Annotated in this window: 14 protein-coding genes and 1 pseudogene; 7 read left to right on the top strand and 8 right to left on the bottom strand. The window is 73.2% G+C overall.

What is annotated here, in order from left to right; translation table 11 throughout:
• Positions 1 to 5 precede the first annotated feature (5 nt).
• Both LQ940_RS00220 and LQ940_RS00215 read right to left on the bottom strand, forming a co-directional pair.
• A complete protein-coding gene (locus LQ940_RS00220) occupies positions 6 to 830 on the bottom strand; it encodes a rhomboid family intramembrane serine protease (RefSeq protein WP_231241212.1) in 825 nt (274 codons plus the stop codon).
• Positions 831 to 943: 113 nt separating this feature from the next.
• Positions 944 to 1,456 (bottom strand): peptidylprolyl isomerase, encoded by a 513-nt coding sequence (locus LQ940_RS00215; RefSeq protein ID WP_231241213.1) that lies wholly within the window; start codon positions 1,454 to 1,456, stop codon positions 944 to 946.
• A 169-nt stretch (positions 1,457 to 1,625) separates the two neighbouring features.
• Here LQ940_RS00215 and LQ940_RS00210 point away from each other — a divergent pair, with 169 nt between their 5' ends.
• Positions 1,626 to 2,291 (top strand): DLW-39 family protein, encoded by a 666-nt coding sequence (locus tag LQ940_RS00210; protein WP_231241214.1) that lies wholly within the window; start codon positions 1,626 to 1,628, stop codon positions 2,289 to 2,291.
• A 49-nt stretch (positions 2,292 to 2,340) separates the two neighbouring features.
• Here the strand turns inward: LQ940_RS00210 and LQ940_RS00205 are convergent, their stop codons facing one another.
• From LQ940_RS00205 to LQ940_RS00190, 4 genes are read right to left on the bottom strand one after another with little or no spacing between them, the layout of a single operon-like run.
• Positions 2,341 to 3,369: a 1-acyl-sn-glycerol-3-phosphate acyltransferase gene (locus tag LQ940_RS00205; RefSeq protein WP_231241215.1), complete on the bottom strand. Its 1,029-nt coding sequence runs from the start codon at positions 3,367 to 3,369 to the stop codon at positions 2,341 to 2,343.
• A 7-nt stretch (positions 3,370 to 3,376) separates the two neighbouring features.
• Positions 3,377 to 4,201 (bottom strand): patatin-like phospholipase family protein, encoded by an 825-nt coding sequence (locus LQ940_RS00200; RefSeq protein WP_231241216.1) that lies wholly within the window; start codon positions 4,199 to 4,201, stop codon positions 3,377 to 3,379.
• Positions 4,202 to 4,204: 3 nt separating this feature from the next.
• Positions 4,205 to 4,561 carry a DUF3817 domain-containing protein gene (locus tag LQ940_RS00195; protein WP_231241217.1) on the bottom strand — a complete coding sequence of 119 codons (357 nt, stop codon included), beginning with the start codon at positions 4,559 to 4,561 and terminating at the stop codon, positions 4,205 to 4,207.
• Positions 4,558 to 5,307: an SURF1 family protein gene (locus LQ940_RS00190; RefSeq protein WP_231241218.1), complete on the bottom strand. Its 750-nt coding sequence runs from the start codon at positions 5,305 to 5,307 to the stop codon at positions 4,558 to 4,560. Before LQ940_RS00190 ends, LQ940_RS00195 begins: the two co-directional genes overlap by 4 nt.
• Before the next feature lie 95 nt (positions 5,308 to 5,402).
• Here LQ940_RS00190 and LQ940_RS00185 point away from each other — a divergent pair, with 95 nt between their 5' ends.
• Genes LQ940_RS00185 through LQ940_RS00175 form a run of 3 tightly spaced genes read left to right on the top strand, consistent with a single transcriptional unit; the run spans position 5,403 to position 9,854 of the window.
• On the top strand, positions 5,403 to 6,368 hold the full coding sequence (locus tag LQ940_RS00185) for an AAA family ATPase (protein WP_231241219.1): 966 nt from the start codon (positions 5,403 to 5,405) through the stop codon (positions 6,366 to 6,368).
• Positions 6,361 to 7,566, top strand: a complete 1,206-nt coding sequence (locus LQ940_RS00180) for a DUF58 domain-containing protein (protein ID WP_231241220.1) — start codon at positions 6,361 to 6,363, stop codon at positions 7,564 to 7,566. The genes LQ940_RS00185 and LQ940_RS00180 overlap by 8 nt, the downstream gene beginning before the upstream one ends.
• Positions 7,563 to 9,854 (top strand): transglutaminase domain-containing protein, encoded by a 2,292-nt coding sequence (locus tag LQ940_RS00175; RefSeq protein ID WP_231241221.1) that lies wholly within the window; start codon positions 7,563 to 7,565, stop codon positions 9,852 to 9,854. Before LQ940_RS00180 ends, LQ940_RS00175 begins: the two co-directional genes overlap by 4 nt.
• Positions 9,855 to 9,868: 14 nt before the next feature.
• Here LQ940_RS00175 and LQ940_RS00170 read toward each other — a convergent pair whose 3' ends face one another.
• Positions 9,869 to 10,768 carry a hypothetical protein gene (locus tag LQ940_RS00170; protein WP_231241222.1) on the bottom strand — a complete coding sequence of 300 codons (900 nt, stop codon included), beginning with the start codon at positions 10,766 to 10,768 and terminating at the stop codon, positions 9,869 to 9,871.
• Between the two features lie 47 nt (positions 10,769 to 10,815).
• Here LQ940_RS00170 and LQ940_RS00165 point away from each other — a divergent pair, with 47 nt between their 5' ends.
• The 3 genes and pseudogenes from LQ940_RS00165 to metX form a co-directional block, all read left to right on the top strand.
• Complete coding sequence (locus tag LQ940_RS00165) at positions 10,816 to 11,838, top strand: App1 family protein (protein WP_231241223.1); 1,023 nt, start codon at positions 10,816 to 10,818, stop codon at positions 11,836 to 11,838.
• A 193-nt stretch (positions 11,839 to 12,031) separates the two neighbouring features.
• Positions 12,032 to 13,315 carry an O-acetylhomoserine aminocarboxypropyltransferase/cysteine synthase family protein gene (locus LQ940_RS00160; protein ID WP_231241224.1) on the top strand — a complete coding sequence of 428 codons (1,284 nt, stop codon included), beginning with the start codon at positions 12,032 to 12,034 and terminating at the stop codon, positions 13,313 to 13,315.
• Positions 13,312 to 14,355 (top strand): annotated as a pseudogene (metX, locus tag LQ940_RS00155) (homoserine O-acetyltransferase MetX); the annotation flags it as partial. The gene LQ940_RS00160 and the pseudogene metX, both read left to right, overlap by 4 nt.
• Here metX and LQ940_RS00150 read toward each other — a convergent pair.
• Complete coding sequence (locus LQ940_RS00150; RefSeq protein ID WP_374229472.1) at positions 14,275 to 16,035, bottom strand: MFS transporter; 1,761 nt, start codon at positions 16,033 to 16,035, stop codon at positions 14,275 to 14,277. The pseudogene metX and the gene LQ940_RS00150 sit on opposite strands and share 81 nt — an antisense overlap.
• Positions 16,036 to 16,108 lie beyond the last annotated feature (73 nt).

The raw sequence follows: 16,108 nt of genomic DNA, 5'->3' as shown, positions 1-16,108 counted from the left end.
GGGGCTCAGGCGGTGAGGACGGCGGTGCGGACGACGACCGCGACCGCGAGCAGCGCGGCCAGGACGACCAGCGCCCCGACCTGGAACTGGGTGCGGTTCTGGCGCGGCGCGTAGACCAGGGCCGCCGCGATGACGACGCCGCCGACCAGCCCGCCGAGGTGCGCCTGCCAGGAGATGAACTGCGCGCCGATGACGGTGATCACGACGTTGATGCCGATCCAGGTGAGCAGCGACTGCAGGTTGCCGCCCACCTTGAACGCCACCACCAGCAGCGCGCCCATGAGCCCGAAGACGGCGCCGGAGGCACCGAGCGTGGCGCTGTGCTCGCCTGCGAGCCAGTAGACGAGGGTCGAGCCGGCGAGGCCGGAGAGCAGGTAGAGCGCGAGGAAGCGGGCCCGGCCCAGCACCAGCTCCAGCTGGGGGCCGAGCGCGTAGAGCGCGACCATGTTGAACGCGATGTGCCACATCTCGACATGCGCGAACATGCTGGTGACGAGCTGCCAGTAGGAGCCGTCGGCGACGCCGGGCACGAACTCCATGCCCGGGGCGGTGCACGTCGCCTCGGTCAGGTCGGGCCAGTAGCCGCCGCCGTCGGCGGTGAAGCAGGTGCCCAGGGGGCTGAGCGCCAGCCAGTCGATCAGCTGGCTGCCCTTCCACCCCGTGGCCACGATCGTGACCCACACGAACACGTTGATCGCGATCAGCGTGATCGTGGTCGCGCCGGGGTTGCTGGAGCGCAGACCGCCGTACGCCGTGCGGGCACTGCGGGTGCCCTTGGCGCCCTCGGCCACGCACTCGGGGCACTGGAAGCCGACCGAGGCCTGGTGCATGCAGTCGGGGCAGATGATCCTGCCGCAGCGCTGGCAGTGGACGTAGGACTCCCGCCCGGGGTGCCGGTAGCACGTGGATACCGGCGCCCCGGGGACGGGCGCGGGGCGCTCGCTCAGGAGCCCACGACCTCGACCGACTCGATGACGACCGCGTCGAGCGGGCGGTCGCCAGCACCGGTGGGGGTGGACCCGATGGCGTCCACGACGTCGCGGGAGGCCTGGTCGGCCACCTCGCCGAAGATCGTGTGCTTGCCGTTGAGCCACGGCGTGGCGCCGAGGGTGATGAAGAACTGCGAGCCGTTGGTGCCGGGCCCGGCGTTGGCCATCGCAAGCAGGTAGGGCTTGTCGAAGACGAGCTCGGGGTGGATCTCGTCCTTGAACGTGTAGCCGGGTCCGCCGGTGCCGGTGCCGAGGGGGCAGCCGCCCTGGATCATGAAGCCCTCGATGACGCGGTGGAAGCCGAGCCCGTCGTAGAACTTGCCCGTGCGGCCGTTGCCGGCGTCGTAGTCCTTCTCACCGGTCGCCAGCCCGACGAAGTTCTCGACCGTGGCGGGCGCGTGGTTCGGGAACAGGTTGACGGTGATGTCGCCCCGGTTGGTCTTGAGGATGGCCTGCTGCTCAGCCATGACTGCCTTTCGCCTGGAGTGTGCCGGCGCGTGGAGGTGCGGGTACGCCGGTTTGCGGGATCGATCCTCGCACGCGTCGCAAGGCGGGGTGGAGCAGGTCACCCCCCTGGGGGTGGCTTCGTCACCACCGGCATGGTGGGATGGCAACACCCCACAGAAGGAGCGCTCGATGGGACTGCGCAAGAAGAAGACGTTGATGGACCAGGCCAACGAGTACGTCGAGGCGGCCAAGCCCCACGTGGAGGCGGCCTACGAGTCGGCGCGCGAGTTCGTGCAGGACACCGCCGTACCCGCGCTCCTGGACGCCCGCGACAAGGCGGCTCCGGTGATCGCCGACGCTCGCGAGAAGGCCGCCCCGGTCCTCGCCGACGCCCGCGAGAAGGCCTCGGCCGCCGCCAGCGAGGCACGCGACAAGGCGGCCCCGCTGATCGCCACGGGCGCGGCGCTGGCGAGCGAGAAGGCGGCGAGCGCCAAGGCGGCCGCCGACGCGAAGGTGGCTCAGCTCAAGGGCGAGCCGGAGCCCAAGAAGGGCGGCAAGCTGAAGAAGTTCGTGCTCTTCGCCGCGATCGCCGGCGCGGTCGCGTTCGTCGCGAAGAAGCTGCAGGGCAGCGACTCCGCGGCCGACAACTGGCAGTCGTCGTACGTGCCGACTCCTCCGCCGGCCCCGACCGAGGCTCCCGCCGACGAGGCCCCCGCCACGGACCCGATCCCCACCGACGACCCGGGCGGCTCCTCGCCCGACGAGGCTCTGGCCGACGCCGCCGAGGCCCCGCACCCCGTCACCACCCCCGACGACCCGGCCGAGGTCGTGGAGGTGCAGGACCCCAAGTCCTGACCTGACCCGCACCACGCTGACCCGTCACGAGCTTCGTGACGGGTCAGCGTCATTTCGGTGACGTTGCTGACGGGTCGGCGGGGGCGGCGGCGTAGGCCTCGATCCAGTCGTCGATGCGCTGCCACCAGTCGAAGAGCCACTCGATGCGCTCCTCGCGGCCGGCGGGGATCTCGTCGCGCGGCACGGTCCACCACCGCATCACGATCCGCTTGTCCATCGGCAGCTCGCGCCACAGGTCGCCGACGGTGAGCAGGTGGTCGAGCCCGGTGTGGGCCACCAGCACCACATCGGCCTCGGGCGCGGCGTCCAGCGCGGCGAGGAAGCCGCCGGGCCGGGGCGCCAGGACGTTCGTCATCGCCTCTGCTCGCTGGGCCATCCGCTCCATCCCGATCCGGCGGAGCCGGTCGATCGCGCGCTGCCGCCGCGCCGGGGTGAAGTTGCCTCCCTCGGGGAAGATCACGAAGGCGTCGTTCTCGTCCAGGTCGCTGGCCAGGGTGGCGATCTGGCTCTCGAGGTCCTCACCGGCGCCGGGGCTGGGCGAGATGAAGCGGGCCGGGATCCGGCGCAGCACCACGTCGATCATCGGGTCCCACGCCAGCGTGTCCTTGAGCACGACCCGCGGCTCGCGGCCGTACCAGTGCATCAGCGCGTGCACCAGCGTGAACGAGTCGCCCGGCCCGGCGTGCCGGCACGCGACCAGGATCGGCCGCCCGGGGTGCGCGTCCGGGGTCGGGCCGTCGGTCTCGATGCTCAGCTTGAGGACCCGCTTCGCCTCGCGGAAGAACACCCACATCACGCCCTGCACCAGGTCGTAGTGGATCCCCTCGAAGTACGGCGTGCGGAGGCGGCGCCCGAACCCGCTGGCCAGCCACAGCCCCAGCAGGACCGCCAGCATCAACGCCTCGATGCTCAGGTAGAGGACGACCACCCAGGCCAGCCGCAGCGCCCGCCACCGGCCAGGCAGCCGCAGTGACACGGCGGCCGCGACGACCAGCCACCAGGGCAGCGTCAGCCACAGCAGGACGGCGAGCAGCACCACGGCGGGCGCGACCACCACCCGCCGTACGACGCGGATCATGCGGCGCTCACAGGTGCTCGTCCAGGTAGTCGCGGGCGGCCTCGTAGGTCCGCTCGATCCGGGCCTCGACGGTGCGGAAGTCGCGGGTGCCGAAGAGGGTGTCGTCGCGGGCGGACGTGCCTCGCGCCGGCAGGACGTGGCACTCGACGCCGTCGGGCAGCTCGGCGAGCTCGCGTACGAAGCGGTGCCGCCGCGCGATCTCAAAGGACACCCGGGCCACCTCCCACGGTCGGCGCGGCACCGCGAGCGGCCGGTCGATGCGGCCCACCTGCAGCACGAAGACCCGGGTCGCGCCGAGCTGGACGGCCCGGCCGAGCGGGATGGAGTTGACGATCCCGCCGTCGAGGAAGTGCTCGTCGCCGACCCGGGCAGGCGGCAGCAGGCCGGGTACGGCGGCGCTCGCGACCACGGCGTCGACCACCGGGCCGGAGTCGAACCAGTGCTCGGCTGCGCGCTCGATGCTGGCCGCGACCACCTGGAGCCGCACCGGCAGCTCCTCGAAGGTGACGTCCCCGAGCTCGTCGCGCAGCCGCTGGGTCAGCGGCTCGGCGGAGAAGATGTGGGTGCCGGTGGCCACCGCCCGCCGTACCGTGCGCAGCGGCTTGTCGCCGTAGACCTCGCGACCCGACTCGCTCGCCCCGCGCCAGAGCTCGAGCAGGCGGGGCACCACGTCCAGCGTGGGCTCGCGCGCGACCAGGGCGCCGTTGAGGGCGCCGACGCTGGTGCCCAGGACCAGCTCGGGCGCGACGTCGTGCTCGAACAGCGCCCTGAGCATGCCCACCTCGACCGCGCCCAGCACCCCGCCCCCACCGAGGACGAACGCGGTCGTCACGGGCTAGACCGCGCTGGTGTGCGCGGTGAGCTCGTCAGCGTGCTCGGCGCGCACCCGGGCGGTCGCGCGGTGCTCGGCCCAGAAGCTCAGCACCGGGACCGTGCCGCACAGCAGCGTCACGATCGTGAAGCCGAGGTCCCAGCCGGCTCTGCGGGAGAGCAGGAACGCCGTCACGAGGAAGATCATGTAGAGCCAGCCGTGGGCCACGCCGAGGTTGGTGGTGATCCAGGCGCCGAGCTCCTGGGCGCCGGAGCCGTCCTCGAAGAGGTACTTCAGAGGCATCCCCACCAGGATCAGCACGATCAGCAGGATCCCCACGATCGTGGCCATCACGCGGTAGCGGGTCAGAGTGCCGTTCACACCTCCGAACGTACCCGGTCCTCTGCGATTTCCGGCTCCGGGGTGAGCGACTCCTCACGCACGTAACGCCACCAGATGAAGGCCGCGAACGCGCCGAAGACCCACCACTCCAGGGCGTACAGGAAGTTGCGCAGGCCGGTGAGGCTGCCCGGGGAGGGCAGCTGCTCGAGGGTCCCGGGCTCGAGGCCGTCGAGCGGCTCGGTGGCGACGCCGTAGGCGCCGTAGAGGTCCTGGTCGACGTGCTGCACCAGGTCACCCGTGCGCATCTGCGGCAGTACGTCGTCGCGCGGGTCGTCGTCGACCTGCCCGGTGCCCTCGGTCGGCTGCAGCCAGGCGACGAGGTCGGCGGTGCCGGTCGGCGGCGCGGGGACGTCCTCGGTCGTCGGCGACCAGCCGCGTACGACGGGCAGGGCCGGGGCGTCCGCGTCGCCGACGGCGAGCGGCGTCACCACCCAGAATCCCTCCACCCCGTCGACCTCGCGACCGGAGACGAACACCGTCGAGTCCGGCAGCCAGGTGCCGGACACCTCCACCGGGTGCCCGACGTAGCCAGGTGGGAAGGGGTCGTCGCTGCCCATCACGTCGGTCAGGGGCACCGGCTCGACCTGGGTCAGGTCCTTGGCCTCGGCGGCCCGCGTGCGCTGCCAGGCGTCGAACTGCCACACGCCCAGCCCACCGGCGATCCCCACGCACACCAGCGCGAGCAGGTGGGCGCCGATCATCCGGGGGGTGAGGAAGGCACGCACCCCTCCAGGGTACGGAGGCGGGATGAGCACCCGGCCGGCCGGGGATCCGGCCGAGAGCCCGCCCCAGGTGAGCCGACGACCGGTAGCCTCCCGCCATGACGTTGAGCACCGAGCAGGCGCACTGGTTCCGCGCGGGGTTCACCGACATGGCCGACAACATGGGCCAGGCCCTGCTGGGCAAGGACCACGTGATCAGGCTCTCCCTCACCTGCCTGCTGTCCGAGGGCCACCTGCTGCTGGAGGACCTGCCCGGCACCGGCAAGACGATGCTCGCGCGGGCGCTGGCCAACACCGTGGAGGGCAGCCACGCGCGGATCCAGTTCACGCCGGACCTGCTCCCGACCGACGTCACCGGGGTGACGGTCTACGACCAGCAGAAGGGGACCTTCGAGTTCCACCCGGGCCCGATCTTCCACGACATCGTCCTGGCCGACGAGATCAACCGGGCCTCCCCCAAGACCCAGTCGGCGCTGCTCGAGGTGATGGAGGAGGGGCACGTCACGGTCGACGGCGTCACCCACGACGTGCCGCGGCCCTTCATGGTGATCGCCACCCAGAACCCCATCGAGCAGGCCGGCACCTACCGGCTGCCCGAGGCCCAGCTCGACCGGTTCCTGATGAAGAGCTCGGTGGGCTACCCCGACGCCGAGTCCACCGAGGAGCTGCTGCTCTCCTCCCACATCCGCGACCGCGCCGAGCTGGTCAAGCCGATCGCGACCACCGCGATGGTCGCCGAGATGGCGGCGCTGGCCGCCCAGGTGCACATCGACCGGTCGCTGGTGACCTACATCCGCCAGCTCGCCGAGGCGTCGCGCGACCTGCGCCACGTGCGCATGGGGCTCTCGGCACGCGGCTGCCTCGCGCTGGTGCGCGTGGTCAAGACCTGGGCGGCGGCCGACGGCCGTACGGCGGTCGTGCCCGAGGACATCAACACCCTCGCCGAGCCGGTGCTGTGCCACCGGCTGCTGCTGGACCCGCAGTCGCAGTTCAGCGGGGTGAGCGTCGCGGACGTCGTCGGCCAGCTGCTGGCCGCGGTGCCTCCGCCCCTCGACCGTGCCTGACCTGCGCCGCGCGGCGCGCCTCGCCCTCGCGACGACCACCCCGGCCGGCCGGTCCGTGATCGCACTCGGGGTCGTGAGCACGGTCGTCGCCGGCCAGGCCGGCTACGAGGAGTTCCGGCTGATCGCGATCATGTGCGGGCTCCTGGTCCTGGTCGCCCTGCTGCTCTTCGCCCTCCCCACCCGGGTGCGTGCGCGACTCGAGCTGCGCCCCGCGCACACGACCGCCGGCGAGACCGGCGCCGGCGAGCTGCGGGTCACCAACCTGCGGCTCACGCCGCTCTACCACCCGCTGGTCACGATCCCGCTCGACGCGGACCGCGACGAGCGCAGGGGCGCGCAGCGGGTCCACGTGCGGCTGCCGGTGCTGCGGCGCAACCAGCCGGTGACCGAGCAGTTCGAGGTGCCGGCCGTACGCCGGGGGGTCCTCCGGGTCGGGCCCGCGGGCGCCCGCCGTACCGACCCGCTGGGGTTCTTCCAGCGCCACGCCGCCTGGTCGGAGCCCGCCGAGCTGCTCGTGCGTCCGCGGATGGTCTCGGTCGAGGGGCTCGGCCCCGGCTCGGTGAAGGACCTCGAGGGCACCCCCAGCGACCAGGTCTCGATGAGCGACCTGGCCTTCCACGCCCTGCGCGAGTACGTGCGCGGGGACGACCTGCGCCACGTCCACTGGCGCTCGTCGGCGCGAGCCGGGCGCCTGTACGTCCGGCAGTACCACGACACCCGGCGCACCCACGCCGTCGTCCTGGTCGACGACACCCGCTCCGCCTACGCCGACCCCGAGGACTTCGAGCTGGCGCTGCAGATCGCGGCCTCGGTGGTCATGAGGGTGGCGCTCGACGAGTTCGACCTCAGCCTGGTCTGTGGTCCCCAGCAGCTCTCGGGCGCGGCCCAGCACGTGCTGGACGCGTTCTGCTTCTCCGAGCTCGCCGCGGGGGACCTGGTGGTCTCGGCGCGTACGGCGGCGCACCTCGCGCCCGACGCCAGCCAGCTCATCGTGGTGTCCGGCGGCCGGCTGGACACCGAGCTGCTACCCGCGGTGCGCGACGCCTTCCCCGACGACGTGCGGTTCCTGGGCTTGCGCGCAGACCCGCGCGCCGACCCGGACGCCCCCGGCGCCCAGGGCCCACAGCTCGTCACCGTCGACGCGCTGGAGCGGCTGCCCGGCCTGCTGGCCTCGCACGTGCGCGGGATCGTGCTGTGAGCGCCCCCGACCTGACGCCGCACCTGCGGCCCGCACCCCGGCCGCGGACCCCGCCGCGCGAGCCGGCCGTGCAGCCCTTCCACGTCTGGGACCTGGTGCTGGTCTTCGGCCTCACCGCGATCGCGCTGGTCGGCTGGGAGTCGACCTTCCGCGGGCCCGGCTGGTGGGTCGCGGGCGGGCTGGCGGCGCTGACCGGCATCCTCGTCGCGGTCACGGTGGTCTCCGCCCGCGGCGGCGTGGAGATCGTGACCCTGGTGCTGTTGATCGGCTACTACCTGGCCTCCGGGCCGATCGTCGACGGCACCCTGCGCCTGGACGGCCTGCGGACACTGGAGTCCGGGGTCCGCGCCAACGCCGAGGGCTGGCCGATCCTGCTCGGCACGCACCCCCCGATCGACGGCTCCGGCGCGGTGCTGATCGCGCCGGTGCTGCTCAGCCTCACCTCGGCCGGTGTCGGCGCCGCCCTCGCCCTGCGCAGCACCCGCGCCGCGCTGCCGCTCGTGCCCCCGACGCTCATGCTGGGCGCGGTGCTCCTGCTGGCCCAGCCGGAGCCGGTGTCGGTGCTGCTCCAAGGAGTCGGCTACGGCACCTTGGCCATGTGGTGGATGCGCCTGCGCGGCCTGCGCGTGGACGAGGCGGCCCACGGGCCCGACCCCGCGCGGGCCTGGCGGCTGGTCGGCAGCGTCGCACTGGTGGTGGTCGTGGCCCTGGTCGCCGGACTCCTGGCCAGTACGTCGCAGCCCGACGAGCGGCTGCTGCTCAGCCGCCGCCTCGCGCCGTACCAGGTGGAGAAGCTCTCGACCCCGCTCGACGAGTTCCGCCACTACACCCGGCAGCGAGGCAGGAAGGAGGGCAACGTCTTCAACGCCAAGCTGTTCGAGGTCGAGGGTGCCCCGACGGGGGCCCGCCTGCGGCTGGCCGCCCTCGACACCTACGACGGGTCCAGCTGGCAGGCCGACAACGACACCGACCCGGAGCGCGAGGACGACCGCTTCCTGCGGCTCTCGACGACGATCGAGAACCCCTCCTCGGGCAAGGAGCGCCGGGTCACGGTCCGACCGACGGCCAACTACACGATGCCGTGGGTGCCCACCCTCGGGGCGGTGCGGGCCTTCCAGTTCCTGGGCAGCGCGCGCGAGGACGCCCAGTCGCACCTGCGCTACAACCCCGCCACCCAGACCGCGGTGATGGACGACGGTCTGGAGAAGAGTGACGCCTACCTGTTCGCCACCGGGGTCACCGGAGGCCCGCTCAAGCAGTGGATGTCGCCGTCGGAGCAGCTCGACCCCGAGCTCTACGACCAGGCGGCGTTCCTCCAGCCCGCCGTCGACGCCTGGGCCGTCGGTACGACGTACCCCATGCAGGCGCTCTTCCAGGTGGCCGCTCGGCTGAAGAAGGTCGGGCGCTACAGCTCCGGCTTCGCGTCCTGGGAGGCGATCTACCGACCCGGCCACGCCAAGGAGCGGCTGGGCGACGACTTCGTGCTCGGGGTCCCGACCGTCGGCGACGACGAGCAGTACGCCGCCGCGATGGCCCTCCTCGCGACTCGGCTCGGGGTGCCGGCCCGGGTGGTCGTCGGGGCCGTCGTGCCCAGGTCGGGCACCGTCCGCGGCAAGGACATCCAGGCGTGGGTGGAGGTGCGCATCGAGGACGGCAGCTGGCGCACCCTGCCGACGGAGGCCTTCATGGGGCACAAGCCACCCGAGCGGTCCGAGGTCGGGCGCCCGAAGCTGCGGTCCTTCCCACCGCTGCAGCCCCAGAGCCCCGAGGCGCAGGAGCCCGAGGCCGAGGAGCCGCAGGCCGAGGAGCAGGAGGAGGACCTGTCCCCGGACGCAGGCGCCGGCTCCGGCGGCGTGCCGTGGCGCTGGATGGTGCTGCTGGTGATCGTGCTCCTCCTGTCCGCCGTACCGCTCGCGAAGGTCGTACGCCGCCGGCGCCGCCTCGCCGCACGCCGGGTCAGCGCGCGCTACGCCGGCGCCTGGCTCGAGCTGGTCGACCGCGCGCGCGACCTCGGCCACCCGGTCCCCGCCGGCCTGACCCGTCCCGCCGAGGCGCGCGTCGTGGGTGGGGCCACCGGCGACGGCTCGCTCCTGACCCTGGCCGCCGAGGCCGACTCCCGGATCTTCGGCGCCGACGAGCCGCCCGCGGCCGACGCGGCGGCGTTCTGGGCGCTCGTGCGCGACCACCGCTCCGGCCTCGCCGCCGGCGTCTCCCTCCGCCGGCGGATCTGGGCGCTCTTCAGCCCCTCATCGCTGCGTCCGCCGCCGGGTGACGCGGAGGGCAGGTAACGGCCGACCGGCCGCTAGGGCGCACACGCCGCGAACGGCGCGTCGCGCGCGAGGATGCGGCGCGCGGCCAGGGCGGGGTCGGTCATCGCGTAGCCCAGCCGCCCGCTCACCGGGTCGGCCACCCCCTGGGCGAACGGCGGCTCCGCCAGCCGCACCCGGGCGAACGCGTCGCCGCGATCCGCCCCGAGCCGCACCGTCGCCAGCAGGGCGCCCAGCGACACCGACCACGCCTCGAGCTCGTCCAGCTCGTCGAGCTCGTCGAGCGCCGGATCGGCCGGCGACACGCAGCCCCGCTCGACGTACGTCGACATCGCCGCGCCGCCGACCAGCTCGACGAGCACCGGCTCCGCCCCCCAGCTCGCGCCCTCGTCGGGAGCGGCCCCCACGGCCAGCACCCGGGCCTCCTCGTCCAGCACGCCGCCCGCCAGCGGCCCGACGCCGTCCGCGACCGCGCGCCGTACGCCGGTCAGGTCGAGGCCCTCGCGCAGTCCGGCCAGCCAGCCCTCGCCCGACGGGCCGGTGAAGCTCGCCTCCCAGGCGACGTCGTCCTGCGCGAACCCGTAGTCGCGCAGCAGCCGCGCGTCCGACGGGCGCAGGACCCCCGTCGAGAGCAGCGGAGCCTGCGCGATCGCCCTGCGCCAGAAGGCCTCCCGCTCCGCGGGCGCCGAGGCCCCGGTCAGCAGTGCCGCGCCGAGCTCGAGGCGGACCTGGTCGAAGTCGGTGACCGCCAGCGTCGTGGCGTCGTCGGGCACCAGCGCCAGCGCCGCACGCGCCGGGTCCGGGTCGGCCTCCGGGTCGTCGGCCGTCGCGCCGGCTGAGGACGACGGGGGCGCCGGCGCCGGCTCGACCTCGCCTGCGGAGCAGCCGCTCAGCGCAGCCGCCGCGACCGCGAGGGCGGCACCCCAGTACCTCACCGGGGCAGTGTGCCACCGCCGAACCGGCGCGCGGGTAGGTTCCCGGCATGAGCCCGACCCACCGCGCCGCCCGGATCGAGGACGGGATCCACGCTGCCGTCGAGCGCCGGCTCGCCGCGCGCGGCTGGTCGCCGCACCTCACGCCGTACGTGGGGTACGGCGCTCCGGGCTGGGTGCGGGTCCTCGCCCGGGTCCTGCTCGCCCCGCCGGGGACCCCGCGCGACGAGCGACCCGAGCGGCGCGGGTGGCGCCGCTTCACCACGGTGTCGGCCGACGGCATCGACGTGACGGTGCGGCTCGGGGGAGAGACCCACGTCGTGACGAGCGGGCGCGACGGCTACGTCGACGTCCGGCTGCCGGCCGACCTGCCCTCGGGCTGGGCCACCGCCCTGCTCTCGGTGGGCGACACGACACCCGTCGAGACCCGGCTGCGCATCGTCGGCCCGGAGACGACGTACGGGGTGGTGAGCGACGTGGACGACACCGTGATCGTGACGATGCTGCCCCGTCCCCTCGTGGCCTTCCGCAACGCGTTCCTGGTGCGCGAGAGCGCCCGCACGCCCGTGCCGGGCATGGCCGGTCTCTACGCCGACATCGTCAGGGCGCACCCCGACGTCGTCTTCTGCTACCTCTCCACCGGCGCCTGGAACACCGCGGCCGCGCTCGGCGACTTCCTTGCCCGCCACGGCTACCCGCCCGGCCCGCTGCTCCTCACCGACTGGGGTCCGACGAGCACCGGGTGGTTCCGCTCCGGGCCGGCCCACAAGCATGCCCAGCTCGAGCGGCTCTTCGCGGACCTGCCCCAGGTGCGGTGGCTGCTGGTCGGGGACGACGGCCAGCACGACCCCACCATCTACGCCGAGGCCGCGGTCGCCCATCCCGACCGGGTCCGCGCGATCGCGATCCGCCAGCTCAGCGTCGGCGAGCAGCTCGCCCAGCACGGTGTCCCCACCGGCCCCGACCCCCTCACCAGCGCCGCCACCGAGGGCGGCACCCCCGCCGTCTGGGCCCCCGACGGCTCCGGGCTGGCGGTGGCCATGCGGCGCCGCAACCTCCTCCCTGGGCGGTAGTCCCTGACACATGTGTGGTGAGAACGCTGTTCCCACCGACACAAACGTCCGGGACTATCCCCGCCGAGGGCGCCGCGGCCGGTGACCCCTCCGGTGCGGGTGTCCGGCAGTCGGGACTCGGCCGGGCAGGTCCCGGCGCCTGCCTACGGTGGCTGCAACGACCACGGCACCACCGATCACCGCAGGAGCGCAGATGACCTACCGTCCCGAGACCCTGGCCGTGCATGCCGGCCAGGAGCACGACCCCGCGACGAACGCCCGGGCGGTGCCGATCTACCAGACCACCTCCTACGTCTTCAACGACACCGAGCACGCCGCCAACCTCTTCAGCCTCGCCGAGCCGGGCAACATCTACACCCGGATCATGAACCCGACCCAGGACGTCTTCGAGCAGCGGATGACCCAGCTCGAGGGCGGCGTGGGCGCGCTCGCCGTCGCGAGCGGCTCCACCGCCACGACGTACGCGGTGCTCAACCTGACCTACGCCGGCGACAACATCGTGGCGCTCTCGACCCTGTACGGCGGCACCTACGCGCTGTTCGCGCACACGCTGCCGCAGTTCGGCATCGAGGTGCGCTTCGTCGACCCCGAGAAGCCCGAGGACCTCGCGAACGCCGTCGACGACAAGACCCGCCTGGTGTTCGGCGAGACGGTCGGCAACCCCAAGATCAACGTCATCGACATCCCGGCCTGGTCCGAGGCCGCGCACGCCCTGGGGCTGCCGCTGATCATCGACAACACCGCCCCGACGCCGTACCTCGTGCGCGCGCTGGAGCAGGGCGCCGACGTGGTCGTGCACGCCGCGACCAAGTTCATCGGCGGCCACGGCACCTCGATCGGCGGCGTCATCGTGGACTCCGGGCGCTTCGACTGGGCCGCCCACGCCGACCGGTTCCCGGGCCTGACCAAGCCCGACCCGGCCTACCACGGCGTCGTGTGGACCGACGCGGTCGGGCCGGCGGCCTACATCATCCGGGCGCGCACGGTGCTGCTGCGCAACACCGGCGGGGCGATCACGCCCATGAACTCCTGGCTGTTCCTCCAGGGCCTCGAGACGCTGCACCTGCGCATGGAGCGCCACAGCGCCAACGCGCTGCAGGTCGCGCAGTACCTCGCCGCGCACGACTCGGTGTCGTGGGTGAGCTACCCCGGCCTGGCCGACAGCCCCTACAAGGAGGTCCACGACCGCATCGGCACCGGCAAGGGCTACGGCGGCATCCTGAGCTTCGGCGTGAAGTCCGGCCGCGACGGGGGCAAGCGCTTCATCGAGTCGCTGGGCCTGTTCAGCCACCTGGCCAACATCGGCGACGCCAAGTCGCTGGCGATCCACAACGCCACCACGACCCACAGCCAGCTGACCCCCGAGGAGCTCGTCGCCGCCGGCGTGCCCGAGGACATGGTCCGCCTGTCGATCGGCATCGAGAACGTCGAGGACCTCATCGCCGACCTGGACCAGGCGCTGGCCGCCAGCAAGTGACGGGCGCGCTCGGCTACGTCGAGACGCAGCGGGTCGTCCTGGCGGACGCCGACGACCCGCTGCTCCTGCGTGGCGGAGGTCGCCTCGACCACGTCGAGGTCGCCTATGAGACCTACGGGGAGTTGTCGCCTGCGCGCGACAACGCGGTCTTCGTTTGCCACGCGCTCACCGGCGACGCCCACGCCGCCGGGCTGCACGTCGGGGCCAAGCGGCGCGGCTGGTGGGACAACCTCATCGGCCCGGGCAAACCGGTCGACACCGACCGGTTCTTCGTGATCTCCGCGAACCTGCTCGGCGGCTGCTCGGGGACGACCGGGCCGCTCTCGGTGGACCCCGCCACCGGGGCGCCGTACTGCCTCGACTTCCCGATGCTGCACATGAGCGACCTGGTCGCCGTGCACCGGCGGCTGGTCGCGCACCTGGGGGTGGAGCGCCTGCACGCCGCGGTCGGGGGGTCCCTGGGCGGCATGCAGGTGCTGCAGTGGGCGATCGACGACCCCCAGGCGATCGACCGGGCGGTGCTCGTGGCCGCGTCCTCGCGGCTGACGGCGGAGAACATCGCGTTCTCCGCCACGGGGCGCCAGGCGATCATGTCCGACCCCGACTTCTGCGGTGGCCGCTACGTCGAGCAGGGCGTGTTCCCGTGGCGCGGGCAGAAGATCGCCCGGATGATGGCCCACATCACCTACGTGTCGGCGCAGTCGCTGGACACCAAGTTCGCGCACCGCCGCCGCCGGCACGGCGACGACTGGACATTCGAGCCGGACTTCGAGGTCGAGCACTACCTCCAGCACCAGGGCGACGTCTTCCTCGACCGGTTCGACGCGCTGTCCTACCTCTACCTCACCCGGCTGCTCGACTACTTCGACCCGTTCGGGGACGAGGTCACCGCCGAGGCGCTGCGCCGTACGACCGCCCGCTTCCAGCTCACGTCCTTTGACTCCGACTGGCGCTTCGACTCACGGCAGTCCGAGGTGCTCGCCGGACACCTGGCGGCGCTGGGCGTCGAGGTCGACTGGGCCGAGCTCGCCTCCCCCTTCGGTCACGACTCGTTCCTCCTCGAGCCCCCCGGCTACCACGAGCGGATCGCCGCCTTCCTCGCCTGAGGCGCCGAGCTCGGCGGGGCTGACCCGCAAGAAGGTCCAGATCAGCACCGACGCGACCAGCATCAGCAGCGAGGCGCCGAGGAAGGCGTGGGTCGCGCCGTCGGTGTAGGTCGCGGTGTAGAGGGCGGAGTCGAGGTAGGACATGGCGCCGCCGGGCACGGCGGCGTCCGGGTCCAGGCCGGAGGCGCTCAAGCCCTCGCGCAGCGGACCGGCCACGTCCTCGGTGCGCGCGTTGACGGCGTGCAACGACACGGTCCCCAGGATCGCCAGGCCGAGGGCGCCCCCGACCTGCTGCACGGTGTTGAGGACACCGGAGCCGACGCCGGAGTCCTCGCGGCCCACGCGGTGGACCGCGGTCAGCGTCATCGGCACGAACGTCATCCCCATCCCGACGCCCATGAGGACCAGGTAGGGCAGGACCGAGGTCGAGTACGACACGTCGGCGCCGAGGGCCTCGCCCGCCGGGCCCATGCTGCGCAGCACCGCCGTGACCGAGTCGTCGACGTCGTACCGGGAGAACCCGAAGAGCGCGACGGCAGCCAGCAGCGTGCCGGTGCCGGTGATCACCCGCACCCCGAGCCGGCTCACCAGCGCGGCGGACAGCCCGGCGCCCAGCATCACGCTGGCGGAGAACGGCAGGAACGCGACCCCGGCGTGCAGCGGCTCGTAGCCCATGATCCGCTGCACGAACTGGCCGTTGAAGTAGAACATCGAGATCAGCGCCGACGCGGCGAACAGCATCGCGGCGAAGCTGGTCCCGCGGGTGCGGTCCACGACGATCCGCAGCGGCAGCAGAGGGCTCGCCACCCGGGTCTCGATCAGCACGAACGCCACCGCCAGCACCACGCCACCCACGAGCGCGACCAGCGTCAGCGGGTCGTCCCACCCGTGGTCGGCCTCCCCGCCGCGGGAGAGCCCGAAGACCAGGCCGAGCAGCGCGAGGGTGCCGGTCACGGCGCCCGGCACGTCGAGCCGGTCCGGGCTGCGCGGGGCCTCGGAGAGCCAGCGCGGGGCGAGCAGGGCGGCGGCCAGGCCGATCGGGGCGTTGATCCACAAGGTGAGGCGCCACCCGGTCACCTCCATGCCGAGGATGCCGTCGAGCCCGGTGAGGAAGCCGCCCAGGAGCAGCCCGGTCGCCGCGCCGATGCCGGACATCGCGGCGAACACCCCCATGGCCCGGTTGCGTGGCCGACCCGCCGGGAAGTTGGTGGTGATCAGGGCCAGCGCCGCGGGCGAGGCCAGCGCGGCACCCGCCCCCTGCAGGGCACGCGCCGCCAGCAGCATCCACCCCTCGGTCGCCGCCCCGCCGAGCAGGGATGCGGTGGCGAAGACCAGCAGGCCGACGGTGAAGGTGCGCCGCCGACCCAACAGGTCGCCGAGGCGACCGCCCAGCAGCAGCAGTCCGCCGAAGGCCAGGGCGTAGATCGTCACCACCCAGGTCAGCGCCGCCGCCGACATCGCGAGGTCGCGGGCCACGTGGGGCAAGGCGATGTTGGTGATGGTGCCGTCCAGGACCAGCATCAGCTGAGCCACGGAGATGAGGACGAGCGCGCGGCCCCGGCGGGCGCCGAGGGCGGACCCGGCGGCGGCACCGGACCTGGTCGGGTCGTTCACGGGACTCCTACGCGGTCAACGGATGATCGTATATTCTATCGTTCTTCTCCTTCTCCCGCTGGAGGTGACCTTC

It is taken from the genome of Nocardioides sp. cx-173, from assembly GCF_021117365.1.
In the GTDB taxonomy this organism is placed as follows: domain Bacteria; phylum Actinomycetota; class Actinomycetes; order Propionibacteriales; family Nocardioidaceae; genus Nocardioides.
Note: the sequence above shows the minus strand (reverse complement) of the source record. Positions and strands in the feature narration are given on the sequence as shown.